11 protein-coding genes and 4 pseudogenes are annotated in these 15,761 nt (G+C 73.7%); 4 read left to right on the top strand and 11 right to left on the bottom strand.

The window, feature by feature from the left end:
- Nucleotides 1–51 precede the first annotated feature (51 nt).
- From OG798_RS53155 to OG798_RS53125, 7 genes are all read right to left on the bottom strand, one after another.
- A complete protein-coding gene (locus OG798_RS53155) occupies nucleotides 52–279 on the bottom strand; it encodes a hypothetical protein (RefSeq protein ID WP_267060028.1) in 228 nt (75 codons plus the stop codon).
- Nucleotides 280–532: 253 nt separating this feature from the next.
- Nucleotides 533–2,677, bottom strand: a complete 2,145-nt coding sequence (locus tag OG798_RS53150) for a condensation domain-containing protein (RefSeq protein WP_328759949.1) — start codon at nucleotides 2,675–2,677, stop codon at nucleotides 533–535.
- A 471-nt stretch (nucleotides 2,678–3,148) separates the two neighbouring features.
- Nucleotides 3,149–4,225, bottom strand: a complete 1,077-nt coding sequence (locus OG798_RS53145) for a 4'-phosphopantetheinyl transferase family protein (protein WP_267060030.1) — start codon at nucleotides 4,223–4,225, stop codon at nucleotides 3,149–3,151.
- Between the two features lie 206 nt (nucleotides 4,226–4,431).
- A complete protein-coding gene (locus tag OG798_RS53140; protein ID WP_328755983.1) occupies nucleotides 4,432–6,159 on the bottom strand; it encodes a hypothetical protein in 1,728 nt (575 codons plus the stop codon).
- Between the two features lie 80 nt (nucleotides 6,160–6,239).
- Nucleotides 6,240–7,298: an SRPBCC family protein gene (locus tag OG798_RS53135; RefSeq protein WP_328755984.1), complete on the bottom strand. Its 1,059-nt coding sequence runs from the start codon at nucleotides 7,296–7,298 to the stop codon at nucleotides 6,240–6,242.
- 733 nt (nucleotides 7,299–8,031) lie between these two features.
- The gene (locus OG798_RS53130; RefSeq protein WP_328755985.1) at nucleotides 8,032–8,928 is read right to left on the bottom strand and encodes an AfsR/SARP family transcriptional regulator; all 897 of its coding nucleotides are present in this window, start codon (nucleotides 8,926–8,928) and stop codon (nucleotides 8,032–8,034) included.
- Between the two features lie 680 nt (nucleotides 8,929–9,608).
- A complete protein-coding gene (locus OG798_RS53125; RefSeq protein ID WP_328760249.1) occupies nucleotides 9,609–9,863 on the bottom strand; it encodes a hypothetical protein in 255 nt (84 codons plus the stop codon).
- On the opposite strand from OG798_RS53125, the gene OG798_RS53120 reads away from it, so the two are divergent.
- A complete protein-coding gene (locus tag OG798_RS53120) occupies nucleotides 9,858–10,100 on the top strand; it encodes a hypothetical protein (RefSeq protein ID WP_328760248.1) in 243 nt (80 codons plus the stop codon). The two genes, OG798_RS53125 and OG798_RS53120, sit on opposite strands and share 6 nt — an antisense overlap.
- Nucleotides 10,101–11,144: 1,044 nt before the next feature.
- Here OG798_RS53120 and OG798_RS53115 read toward each other — a convergent pair.
- The 4 genes and pseudogenes from OG798_RS53115 to OG798_RS53100 all read right to left on the bottom strand — a co-directional run.
- Nucleotides 11,145–11,834: a ScbR family autoregulator-binding transcription factor gene (locus tag OG798_RS53115; protein WP_121413272.1), complete on the bottom strand. Its 690-nt coding sequence runs from the start codon at nucleotides 11,832–11,834 to the stop codon at nucleotides 11,145–11,147.
- Nucleotides 11,835–12,521: 687 nt separating this feature from the next.
- Nucleotides 12,522–12,830: pseudogene (locus OG798_RS53110) on the bottom strand (dTDP-4-dehydrorhamnose reductase); the annotation flags it as partial.
- Between the two features lie 43 nt (nucleotides 12,831–12,873).
- Nucleotides 12,874–13,026 (bottom strand): annotated as a pseudogene (locus OG798_RS53105) (DUF6009 family protein); the annotation flags it as partial.
- A 76-nt stretch (nucleotides 13,027–13,102) separates the two neighbouring features.
- Nucleotides 13,103–13,309 (bottom strand): annotated as a pseudogene (locus OG798_RS53100) (IS6 family transposase); the annotation flags it as partial.
- 238 nt (nucleotides 13,310–13,547) lie between these two features.
- On the opposite strand from OG798_RS53100, the gene OG798_RS53095 reads away from it, so the two are divergent.
- The 3 genes and pseudogenes from OG798_RS53095 to OG798_RS53085 form a co-directional block, all read left to right on the top strand.
- Nucleotides 13,548–14,186: an HD domain-containing protein gene (locus OG798_RS53095; RefSeq protein WP_328759948.1), complete on the top strand. Its 639-nt coding sequence runs from the start codon at nucleotides 13,548–13,550 to the stop codon at nucleotides 14,184–14,186.
- A gap of 276 nt (nucleotides 14,187–14,462) precedes the next feature.
- The gene (locus tag OG798_RS53090) at nucleotides 14,463–14,648 is read left to right on the top strand and encodes a hypothetical protein (protein ID WP_121413274.1); all 186 of its coding nucleotides are present in this window, start codon (nucleotides 14,463–14,465) and stop codon (nucleotides 14,646–14,648) included.
- Between the two features lie 296 nt (nucleotides 14,649–14,944).
- Nucleotides 14,945–15,711, top strand: a pseudogene (locus OG798_RS53085) (NADP-dependent oxidoreductase); the annotation flags it as partial.
- Between the last annotated feature and the right edge of the window lie 50 nt (nucleotides 15,712–15,761).

Below are 15,761 nucleotides of genomic sequence, written 5' to 3'. Positions count from 1 at the left end.
GTACCGAACCGATCCCCGCCTCGATTGGTCCGGTCCGATGCGCTTGCCGTCTCAGCTGGATTGGTCAGTGGAGGGGCCGATGGCGCTGTCCGTGCCGTAGAAGCGGCCCTGGTCGCACAGGGCGTCGATCTCGGCGTTGTCTTCCTCGCTCAGTTGTGCATCCAGCGCAACGCTGATGACGCGTCGGGCGCGGGCCAATCGCCGAGCGACATCCCAGTCGGCGATGAAATGTGCCGACGGTGTACTCGTCAGCGGTTCCGGATGCCTGGCGCGATCCAAGTCGGTCGAGGGAAACGACGAACTCGTTCAGGTCCTGCAGTACTGAGACGACCTCGCTGAGGGGCATGCGGATCTCTCGGGAGGACATGTCCATCAGCCGATTCAACTCCAGAGTTGGTGCTCGGGCCCAGATCCCTGATCTTGGTGGTCGGAGCTGGTCCGGGAACGGGTGCGGCCACCGGTGACACCGCGAGCGGACGCACGACGTACGCCCTGCGGGGGGGGGACCAGTTTCCGGCACGGGGGGGCGGGTTCAGGGGGGCGGGGTGAGGACGGAGCGCACCCCGCGGGCGAGGGCGGACGCGCTGGCGGCGGCGTCGCCGATGCCGGTCATGACCACGGCCGAAACCATGCCGGGAGCATGCGGCGTGCGCTGGGCGAGTTCGTAGGCCGCCCTCCCCCCGGGCCCGCACCCGCACAGCACCAGGCGCCGGCCCGGCCCGGATGCCTGGTGCAGCACGCCCGGTGCGCCGTCACCGTGCACGGCCACGATTTCCTCCGGGCCGCGGTGGCCGCGGACGAACAGGTCGTAGCTGCCCGCCGGCACACCCGGGGCGGTGACCAGGCAGATCACGTCCGCGTGCGGATGCCCGGGCCGCAGCACGGTCAGGGCGGGGTGCGGCGCGGGCGGCACGGGCCGGGCCATGCGCGGTGCCGCGGCCCGGGCCAGCAGGTCCAGCAGCTGTCCGGCACTGGCCTGGGCCTGCCGGAACTCGGGCAGCGCGCGCAGCAGGCGTACGCACTGGGAGTGCAGGGCGGCGGCGTCCTCGTCCGCCAGCTGCGCCCGGTCGTAGAACAGGCCCAGGACCAGGCCGCCCGCGCTGTCGTGCCGGGCGGCGAGGGTCAGGGGCCCGCCGGCGGCGCCGGCCGCGTTGCGGGGGGTGTCCGCGTGGACGCCCTGGGCGGCGAGTTCGCCGCGCAGGACCTTCGGCAGCACGAGCGGGCCGTCGAAACGCACCAGAGTGCCGCCGGCACCGCAGAGCGGACCCACACCCGCAGCAGGACCCGCAACAGGACCGGCAACAGGACCGGGACCGGCAGCGGGGGCGGGGGCGGCGGGCGGGCGGGGGGCCCACGCACGGATCGTCTCGGTGCTGGCCCACGGGTAGGCGGCCAGGTCCAGCAGCGTGTCGCGGACCTGGTGCAGCAGGTCCGCCAGCGGGGCGGCCGGATCGACGGTCACGGTCATCGGCAGCGGGCTGTCCAGCAGGCCGGGAATGCCCGCCGCCCCCGGCAGGGCGATGTCCCGGCCCGACAGCTGCACCCCGAAACTCACCGGCAGCGGCCCGGCAACGCCCGCCGCCCGGTACAGCAGCAGCGCCCACACCAGGTGCAGCGCGCTGGACTCGGCGGCGCCGCGCAGCGCGGCCCAGGAACGCAGCCGGAGGGTCTCCGGCGCCCGCAGCCGGGTGTGCAGCACACCGGGCCCGCTCTGCCCGGTGGCGCCGCCCGGCCGCCCCGGGCGGGTGGCGGCCCGCGGCGGCGGCACCGCGCGGGCCCAGAACTGCCGCGCGGCCGTGGTGTCCTGGCCGGCCAGCCAGCGGGCATGGTCGCGCAGATCGGGACGGCGTTCCCCGCCCGGCAGGACGCCGCCGGCGGCGTAGGCGCGGTAGAACTCCCGCAGCAGCAGGTGCACACCCCGCTCGTCGAGGAGGGCCGGGTGATAGGTCAGCAGCACCCGCGGCGGCGCCGCGCCCGCACCCCCGCCGGGCTCCGCCGCCAGCAGCGTCAGGCGCAGCAGTCCCGGCCGGTGCAGCGCGAACCCCCGCGCCCGGTCCCGCCGCAGCAGCTGGGGCCAGGTGACGGCGGCCGGGGAACACACCGCGATGTCCGCCTCGGCCCGGGCGTGCAGCACCAGACGCGGCGCGGCGACCCAGTCGAAACAGGCCCGCAGCACACACTCCCGGTCGACGACGGACTGCCACGCCGCGGCGAACCGCGCCACATCGAAAGGCCCGGACCAGTCCCAGTACAACTGCTCGACCCCGCCCCCGTCACCGCCGTCACTGCTGCCGCCGGTGCCAGTGCTGGTGCTGGTGGCGGTGGCGGCGGGGGTGAGGGCGGCGCGCAGCAGGGTCTGCTGGTGTCCGGTGACCGGGAGGATCTCCCCGCCCGGCGGGGGCGGTGCCAGCAGGTCGGCCAGCAGGTCCGCGGGCAGCGCGGCAAGCCCGCCCGCGGCGGGCGGGGTCAGGCGCAGCGTGTGGTGACCGGGCCGGTGACTGTCCAGCGCGACACCGAAGGCACGGTGGCGCTGCGCGAGCCGGGCGGCGACCGTCTCGGCGTCCGCCGGACCCAGCGGGCCGCGCAGTTCCAGGACCAGCGGACCGCCCGGCGACAGCGCCACCGGCTCATGGACCACGGCAAGAACAGCGCCCCGCGGCACACCCTGGCTGCTCATCCGGCCTCCCCGACCCCAGAACCCGCCCCCGCGGCACGGCGGACCGGCCCCCCGCACCCCTTACCCGGCCGGCAGGACCAGCACGGCCGGCAAAACCGGCAGGGGTGGCAGGGGTGGCAGGGGTGGCAGGACCGGCAGGGGTGGCAGGGGTGTGGGGAGGGCAGGCACGGCGGGCACGGCCGCTGCGGGTGCGGGTGCGGGTGCGGCAGCCCCGGGCGGGGTGACGGCGGACGGGCCGCCCGGGCGGTGAGCGCGGGCCGCGGCGCCCGGCCCGCGACGGGCCGGGCGGCGGCGAAAGCTGCCGCCGGGACGTCCCGCGGCGGCGCCCCGCGCGAAGACAGGCCGCGCAGAGGCAGGCCGGGCAGAGGCAGGCCGGGCAGGGACAGGCCGCACGGAGACGGACCGGGCGGGGGCGGGCCGGGCCGGGTGCGGTGGGATGGCTGCACGGTGGTTCACGACGCCCGCCTCTCGTCATGTCGGCTGTGCGCCGGAGCTGCCCGGCAGCTGCCAGCCTAACGTCGCCGCAGGTGGGAGGCCTGTTTCCTCGAGCGGGTATGGAGCGGGCCGCGAAGCGGTCTCGATTTCCCGGGGCGGACGGCGGGCGCTGCTGACCAGATACCGGCCGTGGACGAGATGGGTGGCCAGAACCCACCGCGCCGCGCTGTCCGGCTCGCCGGCCAGGACCGTACGGCCCTGTTCGTCGCGGCGGAACCCGACCGCCGAGAAACGGCGCCGCATGCCGTGCCCGAGCGCCTTGGTGTAGGCCTCCTTGAGGGTCCACAGGTGCAGCAGCCGCAGCGCCCGCTCGTCCTCGCCCAGCACGGCGAGCTCCGCGGCCTCGTCCGGGGTGCACACGTAAGGGTGCAGCAGCTCGAAAGAAGGCCGGCGGGCGACGGGCTCGGCGTCCACCCCGATCGGCCCGCTGCGGCTGATGCCGACCACGATCAGCTCGTCGGTGTGGGCCAGGCTCACCTCGGCCTCGGCCAGGCCGCGCAGATGCGGGCGGCCGCCCGGCCGGTAGGCGAGGTCGAGGGCATCCGCGGGGACCTGGAGCGCGGCGGCCGCGGTGTACTTGAGGACCATCCGGGAAACGGCGAACCGCAGCCGGCCCGCCGGAGCGGCCGTCTGCCGGTAACGCGGCCAGTCACGGCCGAGCAGAGACCGCAGCCCGGGATCCAGCAGCGCCGCCGTCAGCCACTGCCCCCAGGTGGTGTGCACCAGGGCATGGCCCTGCCCGGCAAGCTGGTCGTGCACCTGCTCCCACGGCCCGTCCGGCCCCGCCACGTGCAACAACGGCCCCGGCGACAGCCCGGACAGCCCCCCGGCCCCCCACCCGGACGGCAGACCGGCCGACAGACCGGACGGCGGACCGGGCAGCGGAACAGGCGAGGTCCCTGGCGGCAGACCGGCCGACAGGCCCGGCGGCACACCGGCCGTCAGCCCGGACGGCAGACCGCGTGGCGGACCGGCCGTCAGCCCGGGCAGCGGAACAGGCGAGGTCCCTGGCGGCGGGCCGGACGGCAGTGCGGGCAGCAGCGGGCCGGGCACCCGCTCTCCCCCGCCCTCCCCCGGCCCGTTCCGCCCCGGCCCGCCAAAACCCCGGCCCCCGGAACCCGCCCCGGCGGACCCAGTCCCGGAAGGAGCGGCCCCAGGAGATGTGGTCCCCGGGGGTGTGGTCCCGGGGGGTGTGGTCCCGGGGGGTGTGGTCCCGGGGGGTGTGGTGCTGCCCGGGCCGTCGGCCGGGCTGTGCCCGCTCACCACAGCAGCCGGGTGGCGTACACGTCGCAGTCCACGCCGCGGCGGACGCGGTCGGCCAGTTCCGCCCAGACGGGTACGCGCGGGTCGGGGGCCGGTCCGGGCAGCGGCACGCCCAGCCGTCCCGCGATGCCCGACAGCGCGAGCAGCGCCCAGTGCGTACCGCCCAGAAACAGGCCGCGGCCGTCGTCGGCGGCCTCCCTGACACCGAGCACGGCGGCGGCCAGCCACAGCAGGGCCTGCCGGTCCGCCAGCGCCCGCGCCGCCACAGCGCCGGGGTCCGCGCCGGCCGTGCGGCACGGCCGGCGCAGCGCGCGCTGCTCGGTCAGCAGCCGCCGGGCCAGCGCCCCCAGCGCGGCACGGCCCGTATCCGCACCGTCCGCACCGTCCGCACGGGCGGCACCGGCGCGCAGCAGACCGGACAGCACCACACTGTCCCCGCCCACGCCGTACCCGCCCGGCTCGAGCCCGCCCGGGGTGTGCCCGTCCGGGGCAAGGCGGCCGGACTCGTGCCCGTCCGGGGTGTGCCCGCCCTCCTGCCCCCCGGCAGCGGCGACGCCGCCGGCGGGGGCGGGGGCGGGCGGGTCGGCGAGCCGGAAGAAAGCGGGGAGCGGGCCGCGGTGCGCGGTGCGGGGCTCTTCGGCCGCCAGGGCCGGCAGGGCCCTGGCCAGGCGGGCCTGCCAGTGCGCGGCGCCCGCCGCGTCCACCCCGGCCAGGGGAAGGTCACCGGTCAGTTTCGCGAGCATCCCGCCCCCGGCCCTGGCGGGCCCGTGGCCGCATTCGGCAAGGACCAGTCCCAGCTGCGCCAGTACGTCGGCCAGCACGGTCGGCACCACGTAGCCGGCCACCGCGCCCAGCAGCCCCGCCCCCGGCCCTGGCCCCGCCCCGGGACCGGGGGCGGGGGCGGCCGGGCGGCGCAGCGCCACACAGGTCAGGCTCTCGCAGGCCAGCAGGTCGGCGAAGGCGGCGGCGAGCACGGGCTGCCACTGCCGCAGGGCCGGCTCACCACTGCCGCGGCCGGCCACGGTGAGCGCGGCCTGGCGCAGCACGCTGCCGGCGGCGGCCACCAGGGCCGCCGGGCCGAGCAGCGCGGCGGGCACCGGAGAGGACACCGGGCAGGACTCCCCGTCCTGCCCCCGGACACGCCGGGCAGGCGGCATACCCGGCCCGCCCCACCGGCCCGCGGCATGTCCCAGGGCCAAATCCCGGCGCAGGAGCGGGCGCAGGGCACGCACCCGCTGGTCAGCGGCACATACCTGGCCCAGACCGGCCGCCGTAAGGAGCACACCCGCCCGCCCGTCCCACCCCTCCCCCGCCCCGGCAGAGGCGGCAGACCCGGCACAGGCGGCGGACCCTGCGGCGGCGGGGGAGGCGGCGGGGGCGGAGGCGAGGGCGGGCAGGCTGTAGGGGTTGGCCGCGTCGCGGGGATCGCCCAGCAGCACCTCCAGCCGCAGCGCGGCGAGCGCCACCCGCAGCGGCGGCGGCAGCGCGGCATACCGGTGCGCCAGCGCTCCCGGGACCGGCCCGGCCACACGGACGACGCCCCCGCCCCTGTCCCCGCTCCCCGCCGGCGACACCACCGGCCCGGACACCGCGGCGGGCGGCCGCGCGGTGAAAGCAGCCGCAGGCGGCGGGGCCGGGGCCGCCGCCCGGACCGCCCCCCGGGCCGGCGAGGCAGCAAGGGCAGGGGCGGGTGCGCTGGGCGCGGCAGGCGGGGTGACGGCCATGACCGGCCTCCTGTTCATCTGGTCATCCGCTCGGCTGGCCGGCTGGCCGACCAGCCGGCTGTTCATCGCAGGCCATCTGTTCACCGCAGACGGCGCACGGTGCTCTCGGCATGCCACTTGGCCAGGCCCAGCGTTTCGGTACTGGCACGCGACAGCCAGGCACGGACATGGTCACGGGCCTCCAGCAGGCCGGTGCCCGCACCGAGCACCCGGCCGACGGCCTCCTGCCGGAGCATCACCTGGTGGGCCGCGACGACCGTGACCCCGGACGCGTCCGGCAGCAGCGACCACTCACCGCTGTGGGCGGCGACCAGCCCGGACGTGAGCGTCTCCTTGTAGACGATCCGCCCGGCGTGCGGGAAACACAGCCGCACAACCCGCGTGCTCACCGTCCGCCCGCCCGGCGCGGCGCAGCTGTCCAAAGACACCACCTGGATCCCCGGCACGTCCTCACGCACACCGGCCCGCTCCACGTGCGGGACCCGCCCGGGCCACTCCCCGATCCGGTAGAGAAAGTCATAGACCAGCTCCGCGGGGCCCTCGATCCGCACCCGGTCCTCGAACGACAGCAGCAGCTCGTCCAGCCGCTCCCACCACCCGGCCGCCCGCCGTACCTGGGCGAGCCGGCGATGCACATCCGCCTCCGCCTCCCGGCGGGCGCCGTCCGCAGCCGCCACCGGCAGCCCGCACTCCTGACGCAGGCCCAGCACACACTCCGCCTCACCCGCCGGCCGCACACTCCACACACCCGAAGTCACACTGCCGGGCCAGACAGCATCCTCCTGCTCGAACACGACCGCCCGGACATCAGGATGCAGCACCCGCCGGGCATACCAGGAACCAACCCGGCCCCCCAGCACACCACCCACACCACCGGCACCGGCACCGGCACCGGCACCGGCGGCAGCGGGGGCGGGGGCGTCGGCGTCATCGGCAGCGTCGGCGTCGGCGTCGGCGTCATCGGCCAGCTCCCACATCCGCAGCCGCTCCTGGACCCCGTCGAAGTCGAGACGCTCGACATGCACGACCGAGGGCAAGAACACCGGCCAGCGCACGGCATCAGCCAGCATCCCGTACACGACACCGGCCGGAGCGGCCACCCCCACCGTGTGCTCACAGGCGTGCACGCGCGACGACATGCCGGCCCCTCCTCCTCCAGGCGCACCCCCACCCTGCCCCCCACCACTCGAGCCCGCCTCGCACCCGCCCGGACCCCCACCCCGCCCCCGCCCCCGCCACCCGGCCCGGCACCCCGCCGACCGGCCGGCACCCCCGCGGCGCCGACCGGGCGACAGCCCGCACACCGCCGAACGCCACCCACCACAGCCGCCACAGCCCACACAGCCGGCCCCAGCAGCATGCACAACACACACCGCCCGGGCCCGGGCGGCACGGACAGGACACACAGCCCGGACGGCACGGGCGGGAAGAGCAGCCCGGGCAAGACAGGCGAGACGAGCAGCACCAGCAGCCCGTACAACCCGGGTGACACAGGCCGGACGAGGCGGGGCGGGGCGGGGCGGGGCGGGGCGGGGCGGGGCGGGGCGGGGTGGGGTGGGGTGGGGTGGGGTGGGGTGGGGTGGGGGTGAGGGCCGGACGGCGGGCCGCACAGCCGCCAACCCGGGCGTACCCGGAGGCCTGCGGGGGGGCCGGGAGGCGGACCGGGACCGGGGCATGCGCCAGGTCCCGGCGGAAGAGACCGGGACCTGGGAGGAAGCCGGGCGAGAAGGCCGGCCGCCCGAGGCAAGGGGGGCAGCCGACCGGGGCGAGAAGGCCAAGGGGGCAGCCGACCGAGGCGAGAAGGCCAGCCGACCAAGGCAAGGGGGCAGCCGGCCGGGGCGAGGGAGTCAGCCGGCTGGGGCAAAGGGGGGGTCAGCCGACCGGGGCGAGGCGTCCGGTCCCGGCGGGGCCACTGCCCGTGGAGCCCGGCCCGGCGGAACCGGGAGCGGTCGCAGTCGCGGTCACAGTGGCGGTCGCGGTGGCGGTGGCGGGTGAGCCGTCCGGCCGGGCCATCAGGATGGAACGCTGCAGCTTGCTCAGCGCCGCCGACGGTTCCAGGCCCAGACTGCGCACCAGGGTGGCACGCAGCCGCTGGTAGGCGTCCAGGGCCTCGCCCCGGCGCCCGGAACGGTACAGGGCCAGCATGTACTGCCCGCACAGGCTTTCATGAGTGGGATAGCGGCTGACCAGCACGGTCAGCTCGGCCAGCAGCTCACGGTGGCGGCCCAGCCGCAGATCGGCCTCGATGCGCTGGTCCAGCGCGCACAGCCGGCTCTCCTCCAGCCGCTTGACCTGAGTGGCCAGGTGCACCCCGGCATGCACATCGGCCAGCGGCGGCCCGGACCACAGCGCGAGCGCGGCCCGCAGCTGCCGGGCAGCCTCCGGGAAGTCCGCCGCGTCCATCGCCCGGTAGCCCAGCCCGGCCAGCCGCTCGAACTCCCGCACGTCACTGCCGCCCCCGCCGCTCTTGAGGAGATAACCGCCCGGCACGGTCAGCAGCACGTCCTTGGCCGTACGGGCATCGGCCGCATCCAGCTCAAGCGCCGCGGTGATCAGCTCCCGCAACTGCAGAATGTACGTCTGCAGCGTGGGCCGCGCACTGCGGGGCGGCCTGCCGCCCCACAACTCCTCACTCAGCATGCCCACCGGCACCATCTGGTCGGCCTGCACCACCAGCAGGGCCAGCACCTGCCGCGGCTTGGGAGCCGTCGGAGTAATCGAAAGACCCTTCTCCCGCACAGCAAGAGTGCCGAGTATGTCGGTGTCCACGCCGTCTCCCCTGTCCGTCCACTGCGCTCTGCCGAACCCCTTCGGACCCCATCAACACCCAGGCCCCCAAACCCCGAACCCAACCCCCGGAACCCGGCCCCGGACCCGCCCGGCCCGCACTACCCCAGCCCCGGACTCCCGGACCACCGGACTGCCGACACCACCAGACCCCGACACCGCCAGGCTCCGACGCCTCCAGGCCCCGGACCGCCAAGGCCCCGACACCGCCAGACCCCGACACTGCCGGACCCCGGACCGCCAGGACCCCGATACCGCCAGGCCCCGACACTGCCGGACCCCGGACCGCAAGGGCCCCGACGCCGCCGGGCCCCGATGCCTCCAGGCCCCGCACTGCAGGGCCCCGATACCGCCAGGCCCCGACACTGCCGGACCCCGGACCGCAAGGGCTCCGATGCTGCCGGGCCCTGGCCCGCCGGAGGGCCGGCGGCGGGTGAGCCGCACCCGGCCGGACGGGATCCGCCCGACACACCGAGTAAAAAACAGCATGGACGGTATGTCAATCTCAAACCGGTCGTCTTGTTTTCTCTCCGCCGACGCTCGAGACCCCCTCGAGAGAATCCGGCTTACGGCACATAAGTCGACCATTCGGGCGGGATTCCGGTTGCTGCGGCCGCCCTGCCAGCGATTTGACTTCCCCATTGCCGGACCATGCGGTCTGTTTACCTGGGGGTGCGGTCGGTCCCGGCGGCCCGGGGACCGGGCAGCACCGGCAGCCGGCCCGAAGGCGCCGCGAGACCGGGCAGCAGCAGCGCCCAGAACTGCTCCACCAGATGAGGCGAGGAACGCACACGGTGACGGGAGGCAAGCCGGCCGAACCCGGCGACAGAGGCCACCACGGCCACCGCGGCCGCCTCCGGGGACACCCCCCGCGCCAGCTCCCCCGCACCCTGCGCCTCACGCAGCAGCGCATGCACCCACTCACACCACCACCGCCCCGGCCCCTGCGCACTCTTACGCGAAGGATCACCACCCAGCTCGAACCCCGCCCGCAGCACCGGATCCACAGCCAGAGCCGCCACCAGATCACGGCTGACATCCACCAGCAACTGCAGCCCGCCGCCCCCTCACCCTCCCGCACCACCAGCCGCTGCACCGACACCGTCGCCGCCGCCTCCACCTCACACGCCAGAAGATCCTTGCTCGGGAAATGAAAATGCAGCGCCCCGGTACTCACACCCGCCCGCCTGCTGATCACCGGCAACGAGGCAAGGGCATACCCGTCCTCCGCAAACACCTCAGCCGCCGCACGCACCAGAGCCCGACGCGTCCGCACCGCCCGCACCTGCCTGACCACCCCACCCCTCCTCCCCAGCCACCACCACCCCCGCCACCCCCGGACACACCGGGACCACCCCACCCTACCAAACCGCACACGCGGTATGTTTACCCGCACCCCTCCTCCACCCCTCCCCACCCCGGGCCACCCACCCCCGGGACCACCCACCCGGCCACCCCCACCCCGGCACAGAAACACACAGACAAACCCACCGACACCCGCCCCCACACCCCGGACACCAGACCCCACCGGCAGACCCCACCGGCAGGACCCACCACCGCCACACCCCGACACCAGACCCCGCCACCGGGACACACCACCAGACCGCACCACCGGACCCCACCCCACCGGAAGAGACCCACCCCGCCCGCCCAGCCCTCCCGCACACCCCCCGCACGAGGACCCCCGCACAACCAACGACACAAACCAGGCCAGGCCAGAGGAGAGCAGGCCAGGCACAGCAGGGAAAGACACACGGCACCACAACAGGGACGCCACCACAGGCCCGCCCCACCATCAGCGGCCGCACTCAACGCCCGCTCGCACCCCACCAGAACCCACCCCGCCCCGCCACGGACAGCACCCCGGCCACACCACAACCACAAGGACCAGGACCAGGACCAGGCACACACAGACGGCCCAGACCGGCCAGGACAGGACCCCGCACACACGCACAGGCCACACAACGCCGACAGCCAGGACAGACCACACGGACCAAATGAACCAGCCGGGCCAGACAAGCCAGGCGGACCCGATGAACCGGACAGGCCAGGGGGCCGGACACGCCAGGCAGGCCAGACAAGCCAGGCAGGCCAGGCCGGCCAGGCGGACCAGATGAACCGGACGGGCCAGGGGCCGGACAGACCAGGGGGCCAGGCGGGCCAGGCGGGCCAGGGGGCCAGGGGGAAACGGGCCGGAGTCAGGCCGGAGCGCCGACCCCGCCCAGACCGGCCGGCTCCCCCGCCTCCGCCGCCAGCCGCTCACCCTCCGCAGCCACCTCAGCAGCCCGGGCCGGATCAATCACCAGCCTGCCCAGCACCGCCGGCACCGCCACACTCGGCAGCAGATGCTCAAACAACGCACACACCCGCTCCTCCAGATCCTCCCGGCCCGACAACGTATGCGAATACACCTGCACCCCCGTCCACGCCGCCGAGAACACCCACGCACTCTCCGCCACATCCACCTGCGGCAACAACTCCCCCTGCTCCTGCGCCTCCCGCAACACCCGCTCCGTCGCATCCAGCCACGTCCGGATCGTCCACGTACCGAAAACCGCCCCCATCTCCTGACCCAACGACAACCGCGCCGACGCAGACACCACCGGATGACGCCGCATCCGATACGCCAACGCCAGCCCCATATCCACCAACTCCTGCAACTTACTCACCCGCGGCGCCAGCACAAACCCCGCAAACTGCTCCCCCAACACCCCCTCCGCCAACGCCCGCTTCGACGGAAAATGAAAATACAAAGCCCCCTTCGTCACCCCCGCCCGCGCCAACACCTCACCAATCGTCGCCGCCTCATACCCACGCTCATCAAAAACCGACGCCGCCGCATCCAAAATCAACCGCCGCGTGCGCACCGCACGCTCCTGCCGCACCACAAAACCTCCAAAGACCAACCCACAACCCACCACAACATGTTCCCTGCAACCACCCCAAACCAAACCAGCTAGTCCGTATATTCACAACCCCCCAACCCCCACCCAACCCCACCCAACAACCAAAACCAACCCCCACCCCCCACCCACCCACCACCCACCCCCACCAGCCCAAACACCCCCACCCACCCACCACCACCCCACCCAACCCCACCCAACCGGACGACCCGATTCAACCCCCCACCCCCCACCCCAGCCACCACCGGCGCTGCCCTGTTCCGGCGCAAGCCGCCACGCTTACGCAGGCGCACGGAAACCGACTGGACCCCACTGCGCAACATGGACAAGAGGAGCAAGAGGAGGAGGTCTCCGCCCGCGGCTCTGGGTATGCACCAGACCAGGAAGGGCGGCCCGGGACCAACCGACCAGGCCGCCCCTCTTCCACACCCGCCTGGAGACCTCGCCACCGCACGACCCCACACCGCCTCGTACGGCCGGGTCTTGGAGGGTGGCTCCCTTCGTAGGGCCGGCCGTTTGCTGTGCCCGGACGCTTACCGCACGCACCGGGCAAATCCTGCTGGGTCGTGCCCTGTTCCACCTCTTCGGGGGATTCCGTCCCGTGGCCGCCCGGTACCGAGGTAGGCCGTCGACCGGGCACGGGCCGGGTCCCGCGAGGAACCGGCCGCTCGCTCATAGGCCGACGGGCTGGGCGCTCGCGCCGGTCGTCATGCAGAACTGCCGAGCACCGCGCAGTGTGGTGCTCAGTTTCCGCTGGGTCGCTTGGCTGTTGAGGCGCACGTCGAGGGCGCCAGGCAGTGTGCTGTGTGCCCGCAGGCCCTCTGTCAGCCGGGAGGCGTCGAGACCGTCACGCCTGGCGATGAGGAGGCCGAGCTCGTGACGGCTCACAGCGTCGGACCCTGCGAGATGGTGGATACCGGACGCGTCGCACGACGCCAGCTCCAAAAGAGCGGCGGCCAGGTCGGCGACGTGCGGGCGACAACAGCTTTGCTGCTGGAGGAGGAGCGCGACATCGACAACACGACTACAGCGGCAGCGTTATGCCGAGTTCCTGCATGGCGCTGGAAGGCGATCCGCCTACGGAGCGTTCGGTCTTGTAGCCCTTGACCCGGGGTTCAAGAGTGCGAGGATCGACGGACTCGGCGGGGGCGCTCTTGGCGTAGAGGCCCTCGGGCTGGCGTTGTCACGTTGTTGAGTACGTGACGGTCTGATGGTGCGTCGGGGCGTGGTGGGCCCGCGGTCAGGGCCTGTGTTCAGGCCGTGGCAGGTCGGCTGGCAGCGCCGGTGATCTGGTCCCAGATGGCGAAGCGGATGGTCATCTCGGCGCGGTGGTCGGAGGCTGTCATCAGGTGGCGGTGGGGCCGGAAGTGGGGTGAGATGCCGCTGAACGCGGACAGGAACCGCTGGGCCGCGCCTGTGCTGCGGAAGCCCTTCATCGCGCGTTCACGCTGGCGCGTGGGCGGTCCCCACGGACGACCACCTCCCAGCATGATCAACCAGAAGATCATCCCACCCGGTCAGCCAACGTGACAGCGCCTCGCTGTCCGATGCGTGTCAGAGCTCGCAGTCCCATCCTGAAGTGGGTGAATTTGAGTGGTTCACGGCCGGACCGATGCGTACCGAAGTCCGCATGGTCGGCACTGTGGACAACGGACGCACAGTCCACTCGTAACAGATCGCATCGGAAAGAGCGGACGCATGACCGACATCATCGCAGGGGTAGAAATTCCCGAGACCTCGCCCGTGGCGGAGGCCACGAGCCACCTCCGGGAAACGACCACGCCCCTGATCTTCCATCACTCCCGGCGTGTTTTTCTCTTCGCCTCCCTGCACGCGCGCGAGTTGGGCCTGCAGCCCGATCCCGAGCTGCTTTACATCTCCGCGATGTTCCACGACACCGGCCTCCTGACCCCGTTCTCCGAGGAGGAACAGCGTTTCGAGCTCGACGGCGCCGACCACGCGCGCAAGTTCCTGCTCGACCGCGGGTTCCCCAAGAGCGCCGCCGAAGTGGTCTGGACGGCGATCGCGCTGCACACGACGCCAGGGATTCCCGGCCGGATGGGCCCGGAGATCGCTGCCACCAACTACGGCGTTCTGACCGACGCGGTCGGCTGGGGCCTGGACGGACTGGAGGGCGACCAGGTGGACGAGATCGTCGCCGCTCATCCGCGCGGAAACTTTAAGAAGGAATTCGTACAGGCGTTCGTCGAGGGGCTCAAGGACCGTCCGGACACCACGTACGGGACCATCAATGCGGACTACCTGGAACGCTTCGTTCCCGGCTTCCACCGCACGTCCGTGATTGAGCGCATCACCGATGCGCCCTGGTCGCAGTGAGCCAGCAGCAGTCACGGGCGTGCCGATGAAACCGCTCGGTTCCCTCGGCGGACCTCGCCCTCTGGGACGACGCGCCGCCTTCACCGTTCTGACGGTCACCACCGTCGTGCTGATGGCGACAGCGAGTGCACCCTCGCCGATCTATCCCCTCTACCGGGAGCGCTGGGACTTCTCGGTCACCATGGTGACGGTCGTCTTCGCCGTGTACGTCGTGGGGCTGCTCGGTGCCCTGCTGACCCTCGGGTGCCGCAAGGGATCGCCTGGGGACGCCGTCCGGTGCCGCTCGCCGCACTCCTGCTGGCAGCCGCCAGTACGGCGATCTTCTGGACGGCCGACGGTGTCCTGTCCCTGGTGATCGCACGGGCGGTGCAGGGCGTCGCCACCGGAACCGCCATCGGTGGGCTGGCGGCCGGGCTGGTCAACTTCTCCCCGGCGAGACACCCGCAGCAGGGACCACCGTGACAGCGGTCGGCACGAGTGTGGGCCTGGCCGCCGGCGCCGCGGTGGTGGGGTTCCTGGTCCAGTCGGTCTCCCACCCCGACACAGACGTCTTCTCCGTCCTCACCCGGGTCTTCCTGCACGTCACCCAGGGAGCCGCGGGCGGACTCGACATCGCCGCGTTGTTCCTGGCCGGCGGCATGGGCGGCATCTGCTCCGCCCACCACACGGTGCGGCAGGCCACGCTGCTGGGCGCGGTCCTCCTGACCGTGGGATCGGCCCGGCCTTGCGCTGGCTATGGCCCTGCCGTCCCCGGTCGCGACTGGCCCGCAACCTGGTCCGACCGCGCCGGCCGCGACCGCACCCCGACCATGCCGGGACACGAGGTCTCGGGCGTCGTGACGGAACTCGGCTACGGAACCACCGGTCTCACCGTCGGCCAGGGCGTCTTCGGGCTGACGGACCGGACCCGCGATTGCTCGCTCGCCGAGTACGTCGCCGTGGAAGCCCGCAATCTCGCTCCGCTCCCCGCCGACGTCGACCACACGGTGGCAGCCGCCGATCTCCGGACTGACCGCCTGGCAGGGTCTGTTCGACCACGCACACCTCACTACCGGTCAGACCATGATGATTCACGGCGCCGCTGGCGGCGTCGGCTCGATCGCCGTCCAACTCGCCCGCGAGGCGGGAGCCCGCGTCGTCGGCACGGGCCGCTCCGCCGACCGGAACACCGTCCTCGGCCTGGGCGCGCACGCGTTCCTCGACCTGCAGGCCGACCGGTGGGAGGACGCAGGCCAGGTCGACGTGGTGTTCGACGTGATCGGCGGCAACGTGCTCGAACGCACGGCCGCGCTCGTCACGATCGCCCACCCGCCCACCGTGCGCCCTGACGACGGGCCGGGCCCTCTTCTTCGTCGCGGAACCCGACCGCGCACGCCTCACCGACCTCGCCCGGCGACTCCGGGAAGGACGGCTCGAGGTGCGGGTCAGCTCCGTTCGGCCGCTGGCCGAGGCAACCGCCGCCTTCACCCCCGAGCGGCGCATCGCCGGCCGCATGATCATCCGCGTCGCCGAGGAGCGAGGGTGAGGACACCGGCTCTCCGTACCGCGTAGGACCCACTGCGACGAAGCAACCGC

The sequence above is a fragment of the Streptomyces sp. NBC_00271 genome (genome assembly GCF_036178845.1).
Lineage (GTDB): Bacteria > Actinomycetota > Actinomycetes > Streptomycetales > Streptomycetaceae > Streptomyces.
The sequence above is the reverse complement of the archived record's forward strand: the minus strand, read 5'-3'. Positions and strand labels throughout refer to the sequence as shown.

Bases quoted from the DNA above. Each gene is read 5' to 3' on its own strand.
- OG798_RS53095 (WP_328759948.1), top strand. From the start codon at position 13,548: ATGACCGACATCATCGCAGGGGTAGAAATTCCCGAGACCTCGCCCGTG.
- OG798_RS53140 (WP_328755983.1), bottom strand. From the start codon at position 6,159: ATGGCCGTCACCCCGCCTGCCGCGCCCAGCGCACCCGCCCCTGCCCTT.
- OG798_RS53120 (WP_328760248.1), top strand. From the start codon at position 9,858: ATGCACCCACTCACACCACCACCGCCCCGGCCCCTGCGCACTCTTACG.
- OG798_RS53150 (WP_328759949.1), bottom strand. From the start codon at position 2,677: ATGAGCAGCCAGGGTGTGCCGCGGGGCGCTGTTCTTGCCGTGGTCCAT.
- OG798_RS53135 (WP_328755984.1), bottom strand. From the start codon at position 7,298: ATGTCGTCGCGCGTGCACGCCTGTGAGCACACGGTGGGGGTGGCCGCT.